The 19,005-nt window shown below is 62.2% G+C and carries 17 protein-coding genes; 6 read left to right on the forward strand and 11 right to left on the reverse strand.

Going from position 1 to position 19,005, the window contains the following annotated elements; translation table 11 throughout:
* Positions 1-18: 18 nt before the first annotated feature.
* The 4 genes from ACIQLF_RS18670 to ACIQLF_RS18685 are packed head-to-tail and all read right to left on the reverse strand — an operon-like array spanning position 19 to position 3,260.
* Positions 19-1,641 carry an AMP-binding protein gene (locus ACIQLF_RS18670; RefSeq protein WP_400301794.1) on the reverse strand — a complete coding sequence of 541 codons (1,623 nt, stop codon included), beginning with the start codon at positions 1,639-1,641 and terminating at the stop codon, positions 19-21.
* Positions 1,642-1,679: 38 nt separating this feature from the next.
* Positions 1,680-1,976 (reverse strand): hypothetical protein, encoded by a 297-nt coding sequence (locus ACIQLF_RS18675; RefSeq protein ID WP_400301796.1) that lies wholly within the window; start codon positions 1,974-1,976, stop codon positions 1,680-1,682.
* Between the two features lie 24 nt (positions 1,977-2,000).
* The gene (locus ACIQLF_RS18680) at positions 2,001-2,603 is read right to left on the reverse strand and encodes a DUF3105 domain-containing protein (RefSeq protein ID WP_400301799.1); all 603 of its coding nucleotides are present in this window, start codon (positions 2,601-2,603) and stop codon (positions 2,001-2,003) included.
* Between the two features lie 12 nt (positions 2,604-2,615).
* Complete coding sequence (locus ACIQLF_RS18685) at positions 2,616-3,260, reverse strand: DUF305 domain-containing protein (protein WP_400301802.1); 645 nt, start codon at positions 3,258-3,260, stop codon at positions 2,616-2,618.
* 739 nt (positions 3,261-3,999) lie between these two features.
* Between ACIQLF_RS18685 and ACIQLF_RS18690 the strand changes: the two genes are divergently transcribed.
* From ACIQLF_RS18690 to ACIQLF_RS18700, 3 genes are all read left to right on the forward strand, one after another.
* Positions 4,000-4,734, forward strand: coding sequence for a M50 family metallopeptidase (locus tag ACIQLF_RS18690; RefSeq protein WP_400301805.1), 735 nt, complete (start codon positions 4,000-4,002; stop codon positions 4,732-4,734).
* Between the two features lie 256 nt (positions 4,735-4,990).
* A complete protein-coding gene (locus ACIQLF_RS18695; protein ID WP_400301808.1) occupies positions 4,991-6,739 on the forward strand; it encodes a hypothetical protein in 1,749 nt (582 codons plus the stop codon).
* Between the two features lie 380 nt (positions 6,740-7,119).
* Positions 7,120-8,610, forward strand: coding sequence for a TIGR01777 family oxidoreductase (locus tag ACIQLF_RS18700; protein WP_400301811.1), 1,491 nt, complete (start codon positions 7,120-7,122; stop codon positions 8,608-8,610).
* Here the strand turns inward: ACIQLF_RS18700 and ACIQLF_RS18705 are convergent.
* The 6 genes from ACIQLF_RS18705 to ACIQLF_RS18730 form a co-directional block, all read right to left on the reverse strand.
* Entirely contained in the window at positions 8,607-9,719 is a 1,113-nt protein-coding gene (locus ACIQLF_RS18705) for a YihY/virulence factor BrkB family protein (RefSeq protein WP_400301814.1), read from the reverse strand. The two genes, ACIQLF_RS18700 and ACIQLF_RS18705, sit on opposite strands and share 4 nt — an antisense overlap.
* A gap of 60 nt (positions 9,720-9,779) precedes the next feature.
* The gene (gene rarD / locus ACIQLF_RS18710) at positions 9,780-10,640 is read right to left on the reverse strand and encodes an EamA family transporter RarD (RefSeq protein ID WP_400301817.1); all 861 of its coding nucleotides are present in this window, start codon (positions 10,638-10,640) and stop codon (positions 9,780-9,782) included.
* Between the two features lie 70 nt (positions 10,641-10,710).
* Positions 10,711-11,529: a phosphonate ABC transporter, permease protein PhnE gene (gene phnE / locus ACIQLF_RS18715; RefSeq protein ID WP_400301820.1), complete on the reverse strand. Its 819-nt coding sequence runs from the start codon at positions 11,527-11,529 to the stop codon at positions 10,711-10,713.
* Complete coding sequence (locus ACIQLF_RS18720) at positions 11,526-12,341, reverse strand: phosphonate ABC transporter ATP-binding protein (protein WP_400301822.1); 816 nt, start codon at positions 12,339-12,341, stop codon at positions 11,526-11,528. The genes phnE and ACIQLF_RS18720 overlap by 4 nt, the downstream gene beginning before the upstream one ends.
* Positions 12,341-13,261: a phosphate/phosphite/phosphonate ABC transporter substrate-binding protein gene (locus tag ACIQLF_RS18725; RefSeq protein ID WP_400301825.1), complete on the reverse strand. Its 921-nt coding sequence runs from the start codon at positions 13,259-13,261 to the stop codon at positions 12,341-12,343. Before ACIQLF_RS18725 ends, ACIQLF_RS18720 begins: the two co-directional genes overlap by 1 nt.
* Before the next feature lie 14 nt (positions 13,262-13,275).
* On the reverse strand, positions 13,276-14,478 hold the full coding sequence (locus ACIQLF_RS18730) for a TIGR03364 family FAD-dependent oxidoreductase (RefSeq protein ID WP_400301828.1): 1,203 nt from the start codon (positions 14,476-14,478) through the stop codon (positions 13,276-13,278).
* 154 nt (positions 14,479-14,632) lie between these two features.
* Here ACIQLF_RS18730 and ACIQLF_RS18735 point away from each other — a divergent pair, with 154 nt between their 5' ends.
* The 3 genes from ACIQLF_RS18735 (at position 14,633) to ACIQLF_RS18745 (ending at position 17,183) form a co-directional block, all read left to right on the forward strand.
* On the forward strand, positions 14,633-15,403 hold the full coding sequence (locus ACIQLF_RS18735; RefSeq protein ID WP_400301831.1) for a GntR family transcriptional regulator: 771 nt from the start codon (positions 14,633-14,635) through the stop codon (positions 15,401-15,403).
* Between the two features lie 24 nt (positions 15,404-15,427).
* Positions 15,428-16,117 carry a phosphonatase-like hydrolase gene (locus ACIQLF_RS18740; RefSeq protein WP_400301834.1) on the forward strand — a complete coding sequence of 230 codons (690 nt, stop codon included), beginning with the start codon at positions 15,428-15,430 and terminating at the stop codon, positions 16,115-16,117.
* A gap of 319 nt (positions 16,118-16,436) precedes the next feature.
* Positions 16,437-17,183, forward strand: coding sequence for a transglycosylase family protein (locus tag ACIQLF_RS18745; RefSeq protein WP_400301837.1), 747 nt, complete (start codon positions 16,437-16,439; stop codon positions 17,181-17,183).
* A 175-nt stretch (positions 17,184-17,358) separates the two neighbouring features.
* Here ACIQLF_RS18745 and ACIQLF_RS18750 read toward each other — a convergent pair whose 3' ends face one another.
* Complete coding sequence (locus ACIQLF_RS18750; RefSeq protein WP_400301840.1) at positions 17,359-18,768, reverse strand: NAD(P)-binding domain-containing protein; 1,410 nt, start codon at positions 18,766-18,768, stop codon at positions 17,359-17,361.
* Positions 18,769-19,005: the final 237 nt, after the last annotated feature.

Genomic DNA, 19,005 nt, shown 5'->3' on the forward strand with positions numbered 1-19,005 from the left:
GGGGCGGGGGATTGGGACTCAATCCCGCAACGATTCGGCCTCCCGCAACACGTAGCGCTGCAGCTTGCCCGAGGGGGTCTTGGGCAGTTCGTCGACATAGGTGATGCGGCGCGGGTAGGCGTGCGCCGCGTATTGCGTCTTGACCAGTTTTTGCAGTTCGACGGTCAGCTCGTCGCTGCCCCGAAGCCCGTTGCGCAGCACCACATAGGCGATGAGCACCTCGCCGCGAAGCTCGTCGGGGACGCCGATGACGGCCGATTCAAGGACGTCCGGGTGTGCTGCCAGCACCGACTCGACCTCGAACGGGCCGATCCGGTACCCGGCCATGATGATCACGTCGTCGTCGCGCGAGGAGAAGAAGATGTAGCCGTCCTCGTCCATGCTGCCCGCGTCCCCGGTGTAGTACCAGCGCCCGTCGTCCGAGTATCGCGCGGCCGTTCGTTCCGGGTCCCCGGAATAGCCGTTGAACCACATCATCGGCGACCCGGGGATGTTGATTGCCACGCGTCCGCGGGTGCCCGTCGGGGCGTACTCGTCGTTGTCCTCCTGCAGCACGCAGGCCGAGTACCCGGGCATGGGGCGGCCCATCGAACCGGGCTTGATCTCGTCGATGACCTCCGGCGCCCACCCGTTGACGATGCACATGCCCATCTCCGTCTGCCCGTAGTGGTCGCGGACGGGAACGCCCAGGACGGATTCGGACCAGGCGATCGTCGTGGCATCGAGCGGTTCGCCGGCCGAGGACGCCCGCAGGAGCTTCAGGCCCGGAACGCCCGCGGGCTTCGCCGCCCGCATCGAGCGCACGATGGTGGGGGCCCCGGCGAAGTTGGTCACGGAGAACCTGGCCAGCACCTCCCAGCAGGTGTCGGCATCGAACCCCGCGGTCAGCAAGAGGTTGCGGCGCCCGGCATAGAGGGGCGCCAGGATGCCGTAGTACAGGCCGTAGGCCCACCCGGGATCAGCCACGTTCCAGAAGACGTCGTCCGGACGCACATCGAGGCCGTAGCTGAAGTAGATGTGGAACGCCTCAAGCGCACGCACAGGCACCGGCACGCCCTTGGGCGTGCCGGTGGTTCCCGAGGTGAAGATTTCCACCAGCGGGTCGTTCAGCGAACGGGTGCACGCCTCGAAGCCGGTCGGCTGTTCCTCGAGCAGGGCCCCGAGTTCCGCGGTGCGAAGCACCGGGTGGTCCAGCGCGGCGAGCTTGTGCAGCTGCGACTCGTCGGCCACGATCAGCTTCGCGTTGGCTCCCGCCGCACGGACCTCGATGGCCGGGGTGGCGAAGGCGGTGAAGAGCGGCACGTGGACGGCGCCCAGGCGCCACAGCCCCAACAGGACGTAGACCAGTTCGGCGCTCTTGGACATCAGCGTTGCCACGCGGTCCCCGGGCTTGATGCCCAGGGACGCGAAGAGCGCCGCGGCCCGCTCCGAACGGTCCTTCAGCTGTGCGTAGCTCAGGTCCACCGAGTCGAGGTTCGCGTCGATCACGGTGAACGCAATGTCCTGCGCCGGGTGCCTGTCGCACAGCAACACGGCCGGCTGGACTTGGGCGGGCATCGTTGATGCAACCTGGATGTTGAATGCTTGCATGACGCGGATGACCACCTTGTAAGACAGCTCGACATTGGTTTCTGGAGTCAAGCTACCAGTCCAGCCGCCGTTTGCCGGAGGGGTTTAAGCTATCGGCGTCGGCCGGCAACCAAGGATGACAGGACCACTCCCGCGGTCACCGTGTTGACGGCGGGCCATGCCCCGATCTTCTTGGCCAGCGGGTGCGAGGCGCCGAACGCGGCCAGGTAAAGCGCGCTCAGCGCGGTGGCCGTGGGCGTTCCCGCGTTGGACTTCCACAGCAGGAAGGCACCGGTCCCGGCGGCGGCCAGGACGGCGCCGCCCAGCGGGCGGTTCTTGGTGGATCGGGCCGTGGCGAAGCCGCCGATCAATCCGGTTCCCGCCAAGGCGGAGGGCAAAAGTGACATGTTCCTTCTCCTTTTACTTTCTTACTAGATGCCGCCGGTGCACGCGGCACCCGGCTCGGGGGTCTGCGGGCCCTGTCGGTACTTCGTGATGAAGGTCTGGATGCGCGGGTCCGTCGGGGAGTCCACGCTCAGCTGCTCGCCCCAGGCACTGATCTTGATCTTTGCTCCCTGGCCAGGGAACGGGCTGAGCAGCATGTAGGTGCGGTCGCCGACGACTGCGTCGAGGGCCTTGACGTCGGCGTCGCTGATGCCGTCGTAGGTGATCCAGACCGCGCCGTGTTCAAGGGAATGGACGCCGGCCGTTTCCTGGATGGGTTCCGTGTAGATGCCGCAGTTGGCCCAGACGGGGAAGTGGTCCCCGCCGACGCCCGGTTTCTGCGGGTACTTCACGGGGGCTTGGGTGTGGTTGGCCGCGCCGATCGTGTAGTTCTGCACGCCGTCGATGGGTGCGGCTGCGGCCGACTTCACCGCCGCCTTTTCCTGTGCGGCCCCGCTGAGCACGACGGCCGTCGGCACCGCGATGGCCAGAACGGCCGCCGCCGCAATGGAGATGGTAAGGATCTTGGTTCGTTTTTCCTTGGCCTTTGCCTTGGCGATGACGGCTTGGGCTTCTTCACGTTTGTTCATGGTTGGAATCCTTTAGTCCAGCTGATCCAACAGCTGGGTCAGGGCCGAAATTTCGGCTTCTTGGGTCATAACGATTTTTTGGGCGAACGTGCGCACCATGGGGTCGCGTCCGCGGTCCAGGTACGCCTGTGCCATTTCGACGCCGCCCTTGTGGTGGGCGATCATCAGGGTCAGGAATTGGCGGTCTGCTTCGGTGCCGCGGGCCGCGGTCAGTGCCTTGATCTGCTCTTGGGTCGCCATGCCCATCGACGCCATGGTGTGGGCCTCTTTCGAGGTCGGGGTCCCGTGGCTGGCGTGCGAGGAGTCCTCGGTGAGCAGGTCGTTCATCCAGGTCATGGATTCACCGGATTGCGGCAGCCCCCAGAGTTCAAGCCAGGCATACATCTGCCCGGATTGCTGCTGCTGGGTCAGGGCTATGTCGTAGGCAAAGGAACGGACCGCTTCATTGGTCGAGTTGTCCCGGATGATCATTGACAGTTGGACGGCCTGCTGATGATGGGTCTGCATGTCGCGTGCGAAACCGGCTTCGGGCGATGCCTCGGACGGATAGGGGCTGCGCGGACTGGCGGTGCCCAGCATCCAGCCACCGAAACCCATGGCAATGACCAATGCCGCCAGGGCAATGATCAGGGAACGCGACGTTTTTGAATCGGACATTAAATTGGTCCTTGGATACACGTAGTGAATGCGCCCTTGGATAGCAGGCGCGCGGGGACAGCTATCGGCAGGCTGCCTATATGCGTGTGATTGAAAGCTGATACAGATCAGGGGCGGGGGAATCCTGCGCCCGGGGAAGTCTTGTCATCTCGGCAACGACAGCGGGAGAAGCCCCGAACAATTCGTTTGAGTCCGGCCGGGGCGCAATCTGGGAGATATTTGGGACCGGATCGGCAGCCGGTGCGCAGTAATGGTGATTTGGCATGTCCACCGGGCAATGTGTCTCGCCGGCAACAACCAACTCTTGAGTCCTTGCGCCCGAGGCAGCCCCGTTGGACAGGCACAGCGGCAACAGGAGGGCCAACGCAAGCAACAAGCCGAACAGTCGCTTCAACGAGGGGTGCCTCCTTCGAAAAAAGTTAGTTGAGTGCTCAACTTTATGAATGGAAGTTGTGTGGACGCTGTGAAGATATCAGGCATCGGTCACATTTCCCCTCTGTGTTTCGTCCGTTCCTCAACCGGTTTTCCGGGCAATAGAGGCTGCCGTTGATTCAGAAACCATTCAGAAAGCCACTTGATTTTCGAACCTTGAATTCGTCCCTGTAAAGTCTTCGAACATACATTCATTATTTTTTGGGTCGTCGGTAACAAGGGAATTCTTCGGGAGCGCGAAACCAGTCCGCACTCATGTCGTTCGGAGTCTCCACTTGTCCACAGGGTGCACCAGTAGGGTTGGCAAATGCAGATACTAGACACGTGGTGGCAGGCGGTACTTCAAGGGTTCGTTCAAACCGATCCGCTGAGCTTCACGATGTTCCCGATCCTGGCAATCATTACCGTCTGCATTCTGCTTACGGTGCCCAGAGCCACGTGGAGATATTTCGGTCTCTACGTGACCTTTGTCCACGAACTCGGGCATGCATTTGCGGCTCTCATGACCGGCAGGTTTGTCCATGGGCTCAAGATCGGGCTTGACCACTCCGGCGAGTTGGTCAGTAGCGGAAAGCCGGGCTTCTCCGCGGCGTGGAGCGGGTTCTGGGGCTATCCGGTTCCGGCTCTGGTGGGGGCAATGCTGATTGGGTCGACTTACTTCGGCTTCGGATCTGCCGCATTGTCCGTAGGGGCCCTGATCTTGCTTGTGTCCCTGATTTTCCTGCGCAACTGGGTGGGGATCATGGTGGCACTGTCCTCCGCAGCGATCGCGCAGCTATTGGTGGTGTTCACTCCAAAGTACGCAATCGCATGGGTTGTCCTGTCGCTGGGACTCATGCTCCTGATCGGCGGGGTCCGTGATTTGTTCAAGGTCCTGGGCGTCCACATCAGCAGAAGGGAACTTATCGCATCTTCCGATGCCTATTTGCTGGCGACGCGAAGCTGGCTGCCGGCATGGTTTTGGCTGCTGGGGTTCATCGTTGTCGTGGGTGCCTGCGTCGTGGTCTCAACGATGATGCTGGCCCTGATGCTGCAGGCCTGATCGCATGGGTATGCCCGCCAAAACCGTATCGCTGCTGGATCAGGTTGCGACACTCCAGTCTCGGTTGAGGGTTTCACTGGGAGTACCCAACGAAAAGGGCTAGGTCAAAACCCCAATGAATCACGCAGTGGTCCGCAAGAACCCGGATTCCCGCCAAACTTTGGGCATTTAGCCGATGGATTGGAGACAGGCTCGGGTAAGTTAGAGCCACAATCACAAGATTCCGATTCCAGCGCAGCGACGGGGGGAGCAAGCCATGGGCGTACAAAGCTGGAAGTTCTCCGGGGCGGAACTGGCGCTTCACCTCATGCAGCCCCGTCGGTTGCACTCAATCATCGTTACGAGCAGCTTGCGACGTGACTGCGCCGACTTCAACACCGAAGCAATCTATGAGGAAGTCAAGGATTGGGCGGAGGTCATCGAAGTATCTTCGGGCCGCATCACTTACGAGCTACGCGACAATCTTCCTCGGGGCTGGGACGTGTTCGGAACGGCGGCACGTGTGTATCCGATCGGCATCAGTGAGGACGGCATGCCGCCGGGCAAGCCGCACATCGTTCGTCCCGGGGATTCCGTTGAACAGATCACGAACGAAGTTATTGACGAGGTTCTTTTCCTGCCCAACCCAAGAACGCTGGTGGTGCCCACTGCGCCAACCCCAGGACCGGGCCGCCGCGCTGCCGAACCCGTCCGCACCATCGCTTCCCCAGGTTTGATCTCGACTGCCACAAGCAGCCACACCGCCCTGGTTTCGGGAATCGTCAAGGGTTTCCGTGACAACGGTTTCACCGCAGACGTTGCGCTGGACACCGGGAAGACCGCCGAACTGAAGAGCGAGGACATCTATGTCGACGCGCCGCTTACCTGGGTTTTCAGCGAAGGCAGCAGGCTCAGCGGTGTCTATGATCCAAAGAAGCAACAGTTGTCGCTTCGTGACTCGTTGACCAATCCGCGCCTTTTGCAACACTATTCCTGGAACCAAGTTGTCCTTTGCCTGGTCCTGGAAGCAAACACGGAGTTTGCCGTGTTGACTCCGATGCCCGGGGAAAAGATCACGGTCTGGCGCGAAGACGTCTCCTCCAACGAACTTGATGATGTCGATTCCTTGTTGGCCCCGGGACAAGTCGTCGTGGCCCGCCTGGTGAACGCCGCCGGGGTTCGGAAACTGGTTTTGGTTGACGTGGACGACGACGAGCCGGTGGCCCCGGCCCCCGCACTGATTCGCGGAGGGACTCCGTGGTTGGCCTTGGACCGTGACTATGTTCCGGAACTTTCCGAGTCCGAGCAAGCCGCTTCGACGCTGGACATGCCGGTGATTCCGACGGCGGAGAAACAGCGGGACGCCTTGAGACAGGCACTGCTGAAAATCGATGCCCTCAAATCCCAATTGGCGGTTCTGCGCCGCCAGGCGGACAACGGGTCAATTGATGAACTGGCCTTGGCGCTGGAACAGGTTGTGCACTATCGGGACGAGGCAAACAAACTCCGAACGCTGTTGAAGAGCAAATCGGAGGCGCTGAACGAGGCACACAAGGCGGCCCGGAAGAAGGCCCGGTCCCATGACGTCGTTGCTGTCTCCAACGTGCGCGAGAAGTTCCTCGACGATGAGTTGGCCTTGCGGCACGAGCTGTACATGGAATGGGTGGAACGTGTGCCTGCGAATGAAAAGTCGGAATACCCCTGGAACGACAACTACCGGGTAGGTCCCAAGTTCGCGGCTTCCTTCTACACCCACGACGCTGCCCTCCGGGCCAAGACGCTGAAGGCGCTGACGCAACTGCTGACGGGCCGCGCGGACCGGATGAAGGCGCGTGAAGTGCACCCGAAGCGCATCGGCATGGGCGGAGACGATCCGCAGATGGTTCGCGACGAAGACGGGGCGACCTGCTGGAGGATGAGCGTCGAAAGCGGTGTTGCCGCGGCACGCCGCGTTCATTATTGGAAGTTGCCGGACGGAACCATTGAACTCCACGAACTGGTAGCTCACGACACCTTCGTGCTCTAGACGACCCGCCGGCGCATCGCGGCAGACGAACGCCATGGCGAATCTTGCGATTGCGGGGTTCCCGCAATGGCCCTATGCGGCCGGCTTTCGCCACATGAAATGGAGCGCAAGGGCGCTTCGAATACTGGCTTCACTGACCCCATACGTGTCCGAAATCTGCTGCAGTGTCCAACCCGCGCTGCGCAGCTCCATCAAGGTGGCGTACGCGGGCATCCCGGTGGTCATCTTCGGCTCCCTTCAGCTTGCGCCGATATGACAAGTACACTCGCCGGCACCGACGTTTTGGACCCCGGAAACGAAAAAATATTTGAGATCCCTTCCGGTGCACATCAAGGTGATTCGCCTAGGCTTGGTGATACGTGGATTGAAGGGTGCGAACAATGGCGATTTTTGAATACAACACGAGTCTGCCGTTTGACCGTGACACGGTCTTCGCGTGGTTCGAACGCCCGGGCGCATTGCCCCGGCTTTCTGCGCCTTTCATGGGGACGATCCGGCAGGAACCCGACCGTGGCCTCGACGTCGGTTCACGCGCAATCCTGGATGTCGCTGCACCCGGAACCGTGGGAATGGGCCTGACCGCCGCAGTCGCGACAGGTGCCCGGACCTTGGGGCTGCCCGGCCGGGTACGCGCGGAAATCCCATGGCATGCCAAGCACATTTCCCTGGACCGGGGGCACAGTTTCACGGACATCATGGAATCCGGACCGCTGTCGCGCTGGGAACACCAGCATTTCTTTTCGGACATCACGGTGGATGGAAAACCCGGCACGCTCATGCGCGACGTCGTCGAGTTCGAGCTGCCGGCCGTGGGGCTGCTGCCGTGGAACCAACCCCGGACACTCAGCGAGAAGGCTTTCACACGCGAACTCACCCAGGTCTTCCGCTACCGCGAACGGACGTTGCGCGCCGATCTCAAGTTCCATGCCCGCTACGCCTCGCGGCCCCTGACGATCGCGGTGAGCGGCGCCACGGGAACGATCGGCACCCAACTTTGCGGCCTGCTCGGCGGCGGGGGACACCGTGTCAAGAGGCTTGTCCGCAACCGGGATGCCGCCAACGGCGTTGACCGCATCTATTGGAATCCCGAACTGGGCATCCTGAACCCGGAAGACCTTTCCGATGTCGACGCGGTGGTCAACTTGGCCGGCCACGCCATTGGCGGACGCTTCACCGAAGGGACCAAGCGCAAAATCATGTCGTCCAGGGTGGACGGAACGAAGCTTCTGGCAAAGACCCTCGCGACGCTTTCCCATGACGGGAAGCAGCGCACTCTTCTCTGTGCATCCGGGATCGGGATCTACGGTGCCTCGCCGCATGCCGGTTCCGCGGCACTGCCGCTTGCCGAGGACGCCCCCGCGGGAAACGACTTTCTTGCCGAGGTCTGTTTGGCTTGGGAGGAAGCCTGCGCACCGGCGCTGGAAGCCGGCGTCCGTGTGGTGAACTTTCGGACGGGCCTGGTTCAGACCCCGTCCGGGGGAATGCTTCAGCAACTGCTGCCGCTCTACGTGTTGGGGCTCGGCGGCCCGTTGGGAGCCGACGCCTGGCAATCCTGGGTGGGCATCGACGACATGGCAGGAATCTACGCCCACGCACTGTTCACTCCGGACCTCAGCGGCCCGGTCAATGCCGTGGCACCGAACCCGGTGCAGGCCAAGGAATATGCACAGATACTAGGCAAGGTCCTGCGCAGGCCGGCAAGACTTCCGGTCCCGAAGTTCGGCCCCCGGCTCCTATTGGGAGAAGAAGGCGCGTCCGAGCTCGCGTTTGCCGACCAGAGGGTTTCGAGCGAAAAGCTCGTTGCCAGCGGCTACGAATTCAGGCATGCGGACCTTGAAGCCGCGCTGCGGCACAACCTCGGTCGATCCTAGCCGTCCGAGCCGTGGCGCCTGCCCAGCACGTAGGCGCCGACGGCACCGAAAACACCTGCCAGCAGGCCCCAGTGCATGCTCGGCCCTGCGAGATCCCGGTCCGGATAGGTGCTTCCGCCCGACCTGACGCGCAGCTCGCGCGCCGCGTCCACGTCGTCGAGGAATGCCAGTTGCGCCTTCACGATCCCCGTGGTCTCGCGTGCCTGCAGGTGCAGCACTTTCTCCGAGGACATGCCGCGCCTCAGCTGGCGTGAGCGTTCCAACTCGGCATCCAGTTCCGCCCCCAGCAGGAGGGAAACATTGCCCAGCCAGATCCACAGCAACAGCAAGATGACCCCGCCCACGGCACCATACGTCGCCTGGTACTTGCTGGCGTTCGCTACGAAGAAGGAGAACCCGACGGTGCTGAGTGCCAGGATCAGCAAAGCAACAAAGGAGCCGACGCTCAGCCAACGGAATCCCGGTTGGCGCACATTCGGGGTGAAGTAGTACAGCATCGCAACGATGAGGACCGCAATGGCGACGAGGATCGGCCATTTGGCGATGTTCCATGCCAACAGGGTCTGGTCTGCCAATCCCAGCACGGAACCGACACCCCGAGCGACGGGCCCCGACAAGACCACGATGGCGATGGCAAGCACTGCCAGGCACAGGACGGCCAGCGTCAGCAAGAACATCTGGGGACGCAACTTCCAAGCGGGGCGGCCCTCGGCGGTGTCATAGGTCCGGTTCATGGCCCGGCCAAATGCGCCCACATAGGCCGAGGTGGACCACAAGGCACCGAGCAGGCCAAGGACAAGGGTCCACCCGGCACCGGTGTTCCGGGCGAGTTGGGCCAGCAGGTCGTCTGCGCTCTTGCCCAGCTGTGCCGAGCCTATCTGGGTGATCGTTTGGACCATCCACTCCCGGGTTTCGGGCCCGCTGCCCAGCAGCGAGAGCATGGAGATCAGCGCAAGCAGCCCCGGAAAAAGTGACAGGAATGCGTAGTACGTCAGGGCCGCGGCAAGGTCGGTTCCGCCGTCCCGGGAGAATTCGCGGACGGAGCGCTTGAACGCATACAGGTACGAATCCATGCGCAACTTGTGGTCGTCATTTTTCCGGAACTTCACGGGCTGGGACCTGCTTCCACATGGTGTCGGCTATCCAGCCCACACTACGCGAACCGACCGTCAGCGCAACGAGCGCGAGGACCTGAACCCGTCAAGGGCCAGGACAGTCAGGGCCAAAACGATGGGTGCATAGGTGAACGCATCCCGGAGGAAGAGCTGCTCGCCCATGGCCACGGCCGCAACCAGGAGCAGCACCGGCTCGACATAGCTCAAGAGGCCGAAGATCGAAAGCGAAAGCAACGACGCCGCGCCCAGGTACAGGAACATGGCCACCGCCCCCAGGATGCCGATGGCAAACACCGGCACCAGGGACGAGCCCGGTTCGCGGACACCGGCGAGGATGAAGTAGACGGCCAGCGGGGTCAGGAACAGGATCTCCAAGGTGAACGCGGCGTTGGATTCAAAGCGCGCCCTGCGCCTGGCCGCAAAGTAGACCGGGTATCCCAGGCAGATCAGCAGCGTTGGCCAGGCGAGGCCGCCGGCAAAGAGCAGCTGGTGGCCGACGCCCACGGCCGCCAGCGCCACGGCGATTTGTTGCCACCTGGAAAGTTTTTCGGCAAAGAACAGGCGCCCGACGACGACCATGACCAGGGGGAGCAGGAAGTAGCCCAGCGAGGTGGCGAGCGCGAACCCGTTCATCGGTGCGTACATGAACAGCCACAGTTGGACGCCCACCAGGGAGCTGGCGATCGCGCCGTAGACAAGCAGTCCCGGGCGCGCCTTGACCCGACCGAGCAGCGCCGTCATCTCCGCCCGCCGCCCCGGAACCAGCGCGTACACCGGAACCAGGATCAACAAGGTCAGCACTATCCGCCAGCCATAGACCTCGTTCGGCCCGATGCCGCTCAGGGAACCCGAGATGAGGAAAATGGTTGCGAACAGTGCCGAGGCAATGATGGAGGCAAGAACGCCGCGATTCACCGAAGACGCTCCGTCTCTATGGGGTTTGTTGGAACCTTCAGTCTAAATGAATGCCGATCAAAGTCTGCGATCAGACCTCCAATTTGCGCCTGATGAAGGAGGAAAGCTGGTCGACGAGGACGATCAGGACCAGGACCACCAGGATCTGGGTGAGCATCGCGTCGAAGCGGAAGGACTTGATGGACTGGTTGATCAGCAGGCCGATGCCGCCCGCACCGACGAGTCCGAGCACCAGGGAGGAGCGGACATTCACATCGAAGCGGTAGAGCAGCAGGCCGACGAACTGGCCAAGCACCATGGGCAGTGCGGCGTGGGTGACCTGCTGGAACCGGGAGGCACCGGCGGTGGCGAGCGCCTGCTGCGGACCGGAATCGGTTTCCTCCATGGACTCGGCCCAGAGCTTGCCCATCACGCCCGTGTTGTGGCAGATCAGGGCGAGGACGCCGGCGAACGGACCGAGGCCGACGGCGGTCACGAAGATGAGGGCGAAGACGATGTCTGGCACCGCGCGGAAGAAGGACAGGACCGCCCGGGAAAGCTGGTACACCACCGGGTGGGGTGTGGTGGTGCGCGAGGCGAAAACCGCCAGCAGCAATGCGCTGGGGATGGAAAGGGTGGTGCCGAGCAGCCCGATCCACAGCGTGACGGTCGTTGCCTTCAACGCGGGTGCCACCACGGACTCCCAGTCGAGGTCCGGCGGGAAGGCATCGGCCAGGAAGGATGCCATTCCTTCGGCCCCGGTGACCAGGGCCGAGAGCTGGAAGTCCGTGCCGCGCAGCGCAAAGACGTGAAGCACGATGAACACCGCGATGGCGGTGAGGATGGAGGTGATCCGCCAACCGGCGTTGGGGACCTTGGGTACTGAGAGGGTTGCAACCGGCGTGCTCATGCCGCGACTCGATTCGGGGTGTAAAGGCGGGACAGCATGGAAGCGTCGAGGCCGGAGATCTCTCCGGAGTACTCGATGCGGCCGTTGATCAGCCCGATGACGTGGTCGGCGTGGCGCATGGCCAGGTCCGGTTGGTGCAGCACGGCCGCGACGGCGAGGTTTTCCTCGTGCGCCAGCTCCGCAAGCAGGGCCATGACTTCCTCGGCCGCCCGGGGATCCAGCGCGGATACGGGTTCGTCGGCGAGCAGGACGCTGGCGCGCTGGCACAGGGCCCTGGCCACGGCCACGCGCTGTGCCTGGCCGCCGGAGAGCCGGCCGGCCTTGTCGTGGGCGCGGTCGGCAAGGCCGACGCGGGCCAGAGCGGCCATCGCCTCTTCCTTGAGTTCGCGGGGGAAGAACATCGGGCTGAAGGATGCCGGGCCGCTGATCCGGCCCAGGGCCCCGGCACAGACGTTTTCCAGTGCGGTGCGCCGGGGAACCAGGTGGATCTTCTGGAAGACCATGGCAACCGACGAGCGGGCGCGGGTCAATTCGCCGCCGCGCAGGGTGGACAGCTCGGTGCCGTCCAGCTGGATGGAGCCGGCCTCGGGGTTTTCCAGCCCCATGACGCACTTGAGGGTGGTGGATTTCCCCGACCCGTTGGCGCCGAGGAATGCGACGACGGATCCGCGGTGCAGCGAGAAGTCCACGCCGTCCAGGACCGTGCGGCCGCCGAAGGACTTGGTCAGGTTCGATACCCGCAGGATCGGCTCGGTGGCGAAAGCGGCGGTATCGGGCAACGCCAGCGGCCTGGACAGGTTCAGCGTTGTCATTAGATGTCGTCCTCGGTCAGGCCCATGGTGGATGCAAGGTCGAAGAGCGGGGAGTACGTTTCCTTGGAGACCTCGATCAGGCCCCCGGCGGGGGAGACATCCAGGAACTTGCCCACTGCCTGGATGTCGGCCGGCGCCAGGTTGAGCAGCGCGTCCTTCACCGCTGCCTTGAAGGCGGGGTCGGCGTCGGCGGAAACGGTGATCGGGTCGTTCGGGATCTCTTCGCTCTTCCAGATCTGGCGGAAGTTCGCCGGGTCGAAGTTTCCAGCCTCCTGCGCGCTGGCCAGGGTCTGCGAGTTGATCTGTGCGGCGTCGACGGTGCCCTTGGTCAGGGCGAGCAGGGCCTCGGGGTGACCGCCGGCGTAGTTCATGTTCAGCTCGTCCTCGGCAATGCCTGCCGTCTTCAAACCGTAGCGGGGAAGCACATCGCCGCTGGTGGAACCGACCGAGCCAAGGGCCACGTCCTTGCCGCGAAGGTCGTCGATGCCCTGGATCGGGGAGTCCTTGGGCACCCAGATGCCTGCGGTGTAGGAGGAGAGCTTGCCGTCGGCGGTGCCGAAGGAAACCAGTGGTTCGGCGTTGGCCTTGGTGGAGGCGAAGACGTAGCCCATGGGGCCGAACTGGCCAAGGTCCAGCTTGCCGTTGCGCATCGAGAGCACCTCGGCCGCGTAGTCCTCAACGACCTGGACCTCGACCTTGCAGTTCAGTTCCTTGCCCAGCGCTGCGGCAAGGACGTTGTAGGCGGGTTCGAGCTTGGAGGGATCCTCGAAAGGCTCGATGCCGAACTTCAGCTCGCCGTTGGGGCAGAAGCTGGAGGCCTTGGCATCAGCGTTGGCCGGCGCCTCGGCGGATGAGCAACCAACCATGGTGAAGGCAGCCAGGGTGGCCAGGGATAGTGCGAGTGTGCGGGGGAGTTTCATGGTGTTCCGGGTCCTTAGCGTGCGCTGCTGTTTGCGAGCGGGGAAGAATGAAGTGCGTTGAGGTTAGCCTCGGCCAGGCCGAAGGAGAGCGTCATGCCGATCCCGCTGGTGACCGAGACCAGAGTGATGGAATCGGTGATGTCGCGTACCAGCACCGGTGCGACGTCGGATGAGGCGTAGACGCCCTGCCAGCGTTCGGTGGGGATGATCTCTTCCACGCCCAACACTTGCGCGGCGGCCTGCAGCAGCAGGTCGGAAGTCGACTCGGTGAGGAACGGCGGCTGGGTCAGGGCGTAGGAATGGGAGTCCCCGAGCAGCAACGTGCCGTCTGGCCGCTGGGTGAACATCACGTTGGCGCCGATGTCCAACAAGTCGGGGCGGGCCGCCTTGACCTGGTCGCGCAGCGCGCTCGCCGAAGGCATGTGGGTGAAAGCTTCGTAGCGCAGCATCGACGTGGCCGTCAGTACCGCCGGGACGATGGACGTGCTTTCCGGTGCCGGAGCTGCGGTCATCTGCAGTGCGCACCGCTTGATCTGGTGTTCGGCCGCGATGTCCGGGAACAGGTAGTCGACATCGTGGCCGACGCAGATGAAGACCTGATCGGCTTCGTAGGCGCCCCTGCTGGTGGCAACGCGGGCCCGGCGTTCGGTTCCTTCGCCGAAGCCCAACGCCGCGGTGTTGAAATGAACTGCGGCGTTGTCCTGCTTGTTCAGCCAAGTTGCCAAGGTGCCGACGGTAGAGCGCGGGTCTACGCGCAGGTCATCCGCCAGGAATGCGCCACCGCGGATGCCGTCGGTGTTCTCCCGGCCGAGCTTGGCCCGGACCTCTTCCGCAGTCAACACGGTGACCTGGCCGGGTGGGCGGGAATCCGAGAACTCGCGCAGGACCTGCAGTTCGGTTTCGGTTGCTGCAACCACCAGGGCGCCGGCTTCGGCGGCCCAGAATCCGGCCTTGTCCGCAAAACGCAGCCAGTGGCGTCGTCCTGCCTGGGCGAGGTCGTAGAGTTCGCCGTGCTGAGCGGTGATGCAGGCATGGCCGAAGTTGCGGATCGAGGCGCCAATGGCGCGGTGGTCGCGGTCGATGACGGTAACGCTCAGACCCGCTTGGTGGGCCAGAGCAGCGTGGGCGAGACCGATAATGCCTGCCCCGACGATCAGTACGTCGCTGCTCGCCACCGGTTCTTGGGTGGCCGTGGAATTCGTAATAGAGATGTTCACGGCATTGATATTTGCTGATCGAACATGCTCGTTTCAAGCTGAAATGGCACTTGTTCAGACAAGTTCATCAACGGTTCATTTTGGTCGTTAATCGTCCACGATTTGTTCACTTAGCGTTTGCCAAATACCCCGAAATCATGCCATTTCCACTTGTATGCTCAAGATTGTGTTGCCGATAGCAGAAGAACCCATGCACCAGCGTCTCAGCGAACTTTTCCGCGAACGGATTTCATCCGGGGCGTGGAAGGAGGGCCAAGGCCTTCCCAGCGAGGCCGAACTCTGCGGTGCCCACGAGGTCTCCCGTGGAACAATTCGCCAGGCTTTGGCGACCTTGCGCAGCGAGGGACTGATCACCGGAGGGCGTGGCAAGCCTCCGGTGGTGGCCCATGCCGTGCCTTCTCAGCCATTTGCCACGTTTATGTCTTTTACCGAGTGGGCGCATTCCATGGGTAGGGTGCCGGGGCAAAAGACCTTGGAGATTGCCCGACGTGGGGCTGACGAGTACCTGGCGGGTCAAATGAACATTGAACCAGGAGACCCGGTGGTGCAGATATTGCGCCTGAGACTGCTTGACGGGGCTCCGACCATGGTGGAGCGGGGCAACTTCGTGCCGGAAGCCGGCAACGCCCTTTTTGATTTCGATACCGATAGCGGATCGATTTTTGGGTACCTGACCTCGCTGGGAATTGATCTTTCCAGGGGTAAGCACCTGATTGACGCGGTGGCTGCCGATGAGGTGGACGCTTCCCTGCTGGGGATCCGGCAGGGTGCCCCGCTGTTGCGTGAGCGCCGGCTGACCTTCGGGAAAGACGGAAGCGTTTTGGAATGTTCCGACGACAGGTATTTGCCCCATTTGGCGAACTTCGTCATTGAAAATACGAGGCAAACAAGGGCTGCGTTGGTTCGCATTCCCTTGGTGGCATAAAACGACAAAAATAAAGGAAGAACAATGATTGAACTTGTAGTTTTGGACATGGCAGGCACCACCATTGACGAGCACGGGGACGTTTACCGGGCGTTGGAAGAATCCGTCAAGGCAACGGGTGCGACGGTAAGTGCGGACGACCTGCAAACGTGGATGGGCGCCGACAAGACCGAAGCCATCGCGGCACTCATGGAACTCGGCGGGATCACTCCGGACCCGATCGTCGTTGCCCGCCAATTCGATGAGTTCCGTGCGTTGCTGGCGCAGTTCTATGCTGCGAACCCGCCGGTGGCTTTGCCGGGAGTCGAAGACGCCCTGCGCGAATTGAAGTCACGCGGGATCAAGGTTGGCCTGACCACTGGATTCTCCCGTGATGTGGCCGCACCGATCCTGGAGACGCTTGGATGGGGCATCGGCGAGGGTGAACTGCTGGACGCCGTGGTGACAAGTGATGAGGTGGCTGCGGGACGACCTGCGCCCTACTTGATTCACCGTGTCATGGAAGCCACCGGCGTACACAACGTTCGAAATGTGATTGCCGGCGGCGACACCGTCGTGGACCTCCTTGCCGGACACAACGCCGGGGTGCGACCCCTGGGTGTACTCACCGGAGCGCTCGACCGCGATCAGCTCGAAGCCCACCCCCATGAATGGGTTTTGGGTGGCGTCAAGGACCTTCCGGAAGTGCTTGCATCGGCACTAGTCAGCAAGTAAAAATTTCGACTTGGTAACGGCACCATGGCGGCCCTTGAGGCTGCCGTGGTGCCGTTTTTCGTGGAAAGAACTTTTTTCTCTGCGCTGACTAGTGCAAATGTATAAATTGTGGACGTCGGGGTTGACTTGAGGCGGGGGTTGTACCGTACGGTCATTAAGTAACGTTTCTATAACAGCAGGTTGCGGAACACGATACACCTACCGCCGGATATCCTCCGTTGTCCAGCGCGGCGGTAGCCACCCAGACGTCGAATGCGACGCCGGACAACGACGCCACAATGGTCGGGGACGACCTATGCGGGGATGGCACTGGAGAACCATGATCCAGCAAAACACCAAGAAAAAGAACATTCGCCGCGGTGCAGCAACGGTTGCGGCACTGGCCTTGGCGGGTGGGGCGATGGCAATGTCCGTGGCACCGGCTTCCGCCGCCGGCGGCAACACCTGGGATGCCCTGGCGCAATGCGAATCCGGCGGAAACTGGAACATCAACACCGGTAACGGCTACAAGGGTGGCCTGCAGTTCAGCAGCTCGACATGGAAGGCTTACGGCGGCAAGGGAAGCGCGCACAACGCCTCGAAGTCTGAGCAGATCCGCGTGGCCGAAAAGGTCAAGGCTGGCCAGGGCTGGGGCGCATGGCCCGCATGCTCCGCCAAATTGGGACTTTCCGGCGGCAAGGGCTCGGTCTCGAAGAGCTATGCGAGCCCCGCCAAGAAGGCCACCACGCAGAAGAATTCCTACAAGAGCTACCACGCCCCGACGGCAAAGAAGTTGTCCGGGAGTTCGTATGAGCGGACCGCATACAAGACCAAGTCGGTCCCCGCCAAGAGCTTCGCATCGAGTGGCAAGCGTGTTGCCGCGCCTGCAACCAAGGCCCCCGCGGTGAACGTGAACGTGAAGGATTCGGGCAAGAACTACACGGTCAAGTCCGGAGACACCCTGTACAAGATTGCCAAGTCGCAGGGCCTGAACAACTGGCAGGACTTGTTCTCGCTGAACCATGACGTTGTTCCGAGCGCAAACCTCATCTTCGTTGGCCAGTCATTGGACTTGCCGGCCAAGTAAACCGCCACCCTGTCGGGGAACGGAACTGGAAGGGCTGTATGACGAATCCCGCATTCTGCGGGCCCTGTCATACAGCCCTTTTGCGTTGAGCGGGGGCAGCGGAAGCTGCAAGTGGCGTCGGGCCCGCCCTGAATAGTGGAAGGCCCGACGCGAGTTCCTGGGGAAAGGCCCCTAACTACTTGTGGCCGGCGAGACGCCCCTCGACATCAAGGGTTGCCATGGCATATGTGTTCACGTTCTCCGAGGGGCCATTGAGATAACGTTCCAGGGAATCGTCCATGGCGTTGATCCACCGCGTGTGATGGGGTTCCGACATCGTTCCGGTGATCGCCGAGCGATGGGTCTGGTCGCGGTACCCCAGGATGTCTTCGCTCTTGTGGCGCATCCAGTCCTTGAAGAGCGCGTTGACGGAGTCAAGATCGAATTCCGGGTAGTCGGTGGTGTTGATGAGCTCGCGCACATAGTCGGTCTGGAAATCGGACTCGGCGTCGTGGCCTTCGAGGGCGCTTTGGCGTTCGAGCCAGCGATTGATGTCGGAAGACCGATCTTCCTCTGCCGGCAGCTCGATCTTCCCGACCATGACATCCCTGGCAAACCAGGCTTGAGCGTCAAACATGTTGAATGTGTAGTACTGGTCCTGGGCGCCCAGATAGAACAGGTTGGTGTTTTGCTGCCACACTACCCCCTTGTAGAGGTTCCCCGGGTACAACACGTTGGCCGAGCTTATGGACATGGCGGACGGCAAGAACGGGTACTTGTGCAGGTACCCGGTGCACATGATCACTGCATCGAACGCGCCGCTGGTGCCGTCGGCGAATTGTGCGGTGCGACCTTCGAAGCGGGTGACCAAGGGGCGTTCGACGGTGGTCGATGGCCAGTCGTACCCCATCGGGGCGGACCTGTAGCTCAGGGTCACCGAGGCGGCGCCCATTTTGTGTGCCTGCATGCCGATGTCCTCCGCCGAATACGACGAACCAATCATCAACAGGTCCTTGCCGGCGAACCGCTCGGCGCCACGGAAGTCATGTGCGTGCATGATTTCGCCGGGAAAGGTGTTGATTCCTTCGAATTCGGGGATGTTGGGTACGGCGAAGTGTCCGGTGGATACCACCAGCTTGTCGAAGACGTGGGTTTCACTTTCCCCGGTTTTCACGTTCTGGCTCTGAACCGTGAACAGCTCTGTTGTCGCGTCGTAGTCGACCCAGCGCACCGCGGTGTTGAAACGGATGTACTTGCGTACGTCGGACTCTTCGAGGCGACCACTGACGTAGTCGAAAAGGACGGCGCGTGGAGGGAACGAGGAAATGGGGCGGCCGAAGTGTTCATCGAAGGTGTAATCGGCGAACTCGAGGCACTCTTTCGGGCCGTTCGACCATAGGTGGCGGTACATCGATGAATGCGCTGATTCTCCGGCCCCGTCGATGCCTGTGTGCCATGAGTAGTTCCACTGTCCACCCCAGTCCGACTGCTTTTCGAAGCAAGTGATTTCGGGCATGGCGGCGCCTTGCTTGCTTGCTGCCTCAAATGCTCGCAGCTGTGCCATTCCGCTCGGTCCGGCACCAATGATTCCGACTCGCATGTTCATGCTTTCTCCTCATTTCTCGAACCGAATATTTGCCCGTGGGTTCGGGCACTTCGGAACCGCGCCACAGGGAAAGCGCGTTTGGAGGTGCAACCCAGCAGAGGAACCCTTGTCGGGTTCCCCTGCATCGGGTGCGGCGTACTTAGCGCCGCATGACAATTTGCTCCACGGCCTCAATCCCGGCAAGGGAGAGGCGCCGCACTGATAGAAATGACCGAAAACTGGCGGTCCGTGCGGTTC

The sequence above is a fragment of the Paeniglutamicibacter sp. NPDC091659 genome, from assembly GCF_044756805.1.
GTDB lineage: Bacteria > Actinomycetota > Actinomycetes > Actinomycetales > Micrococcaceae > Paeniglutamicibacter.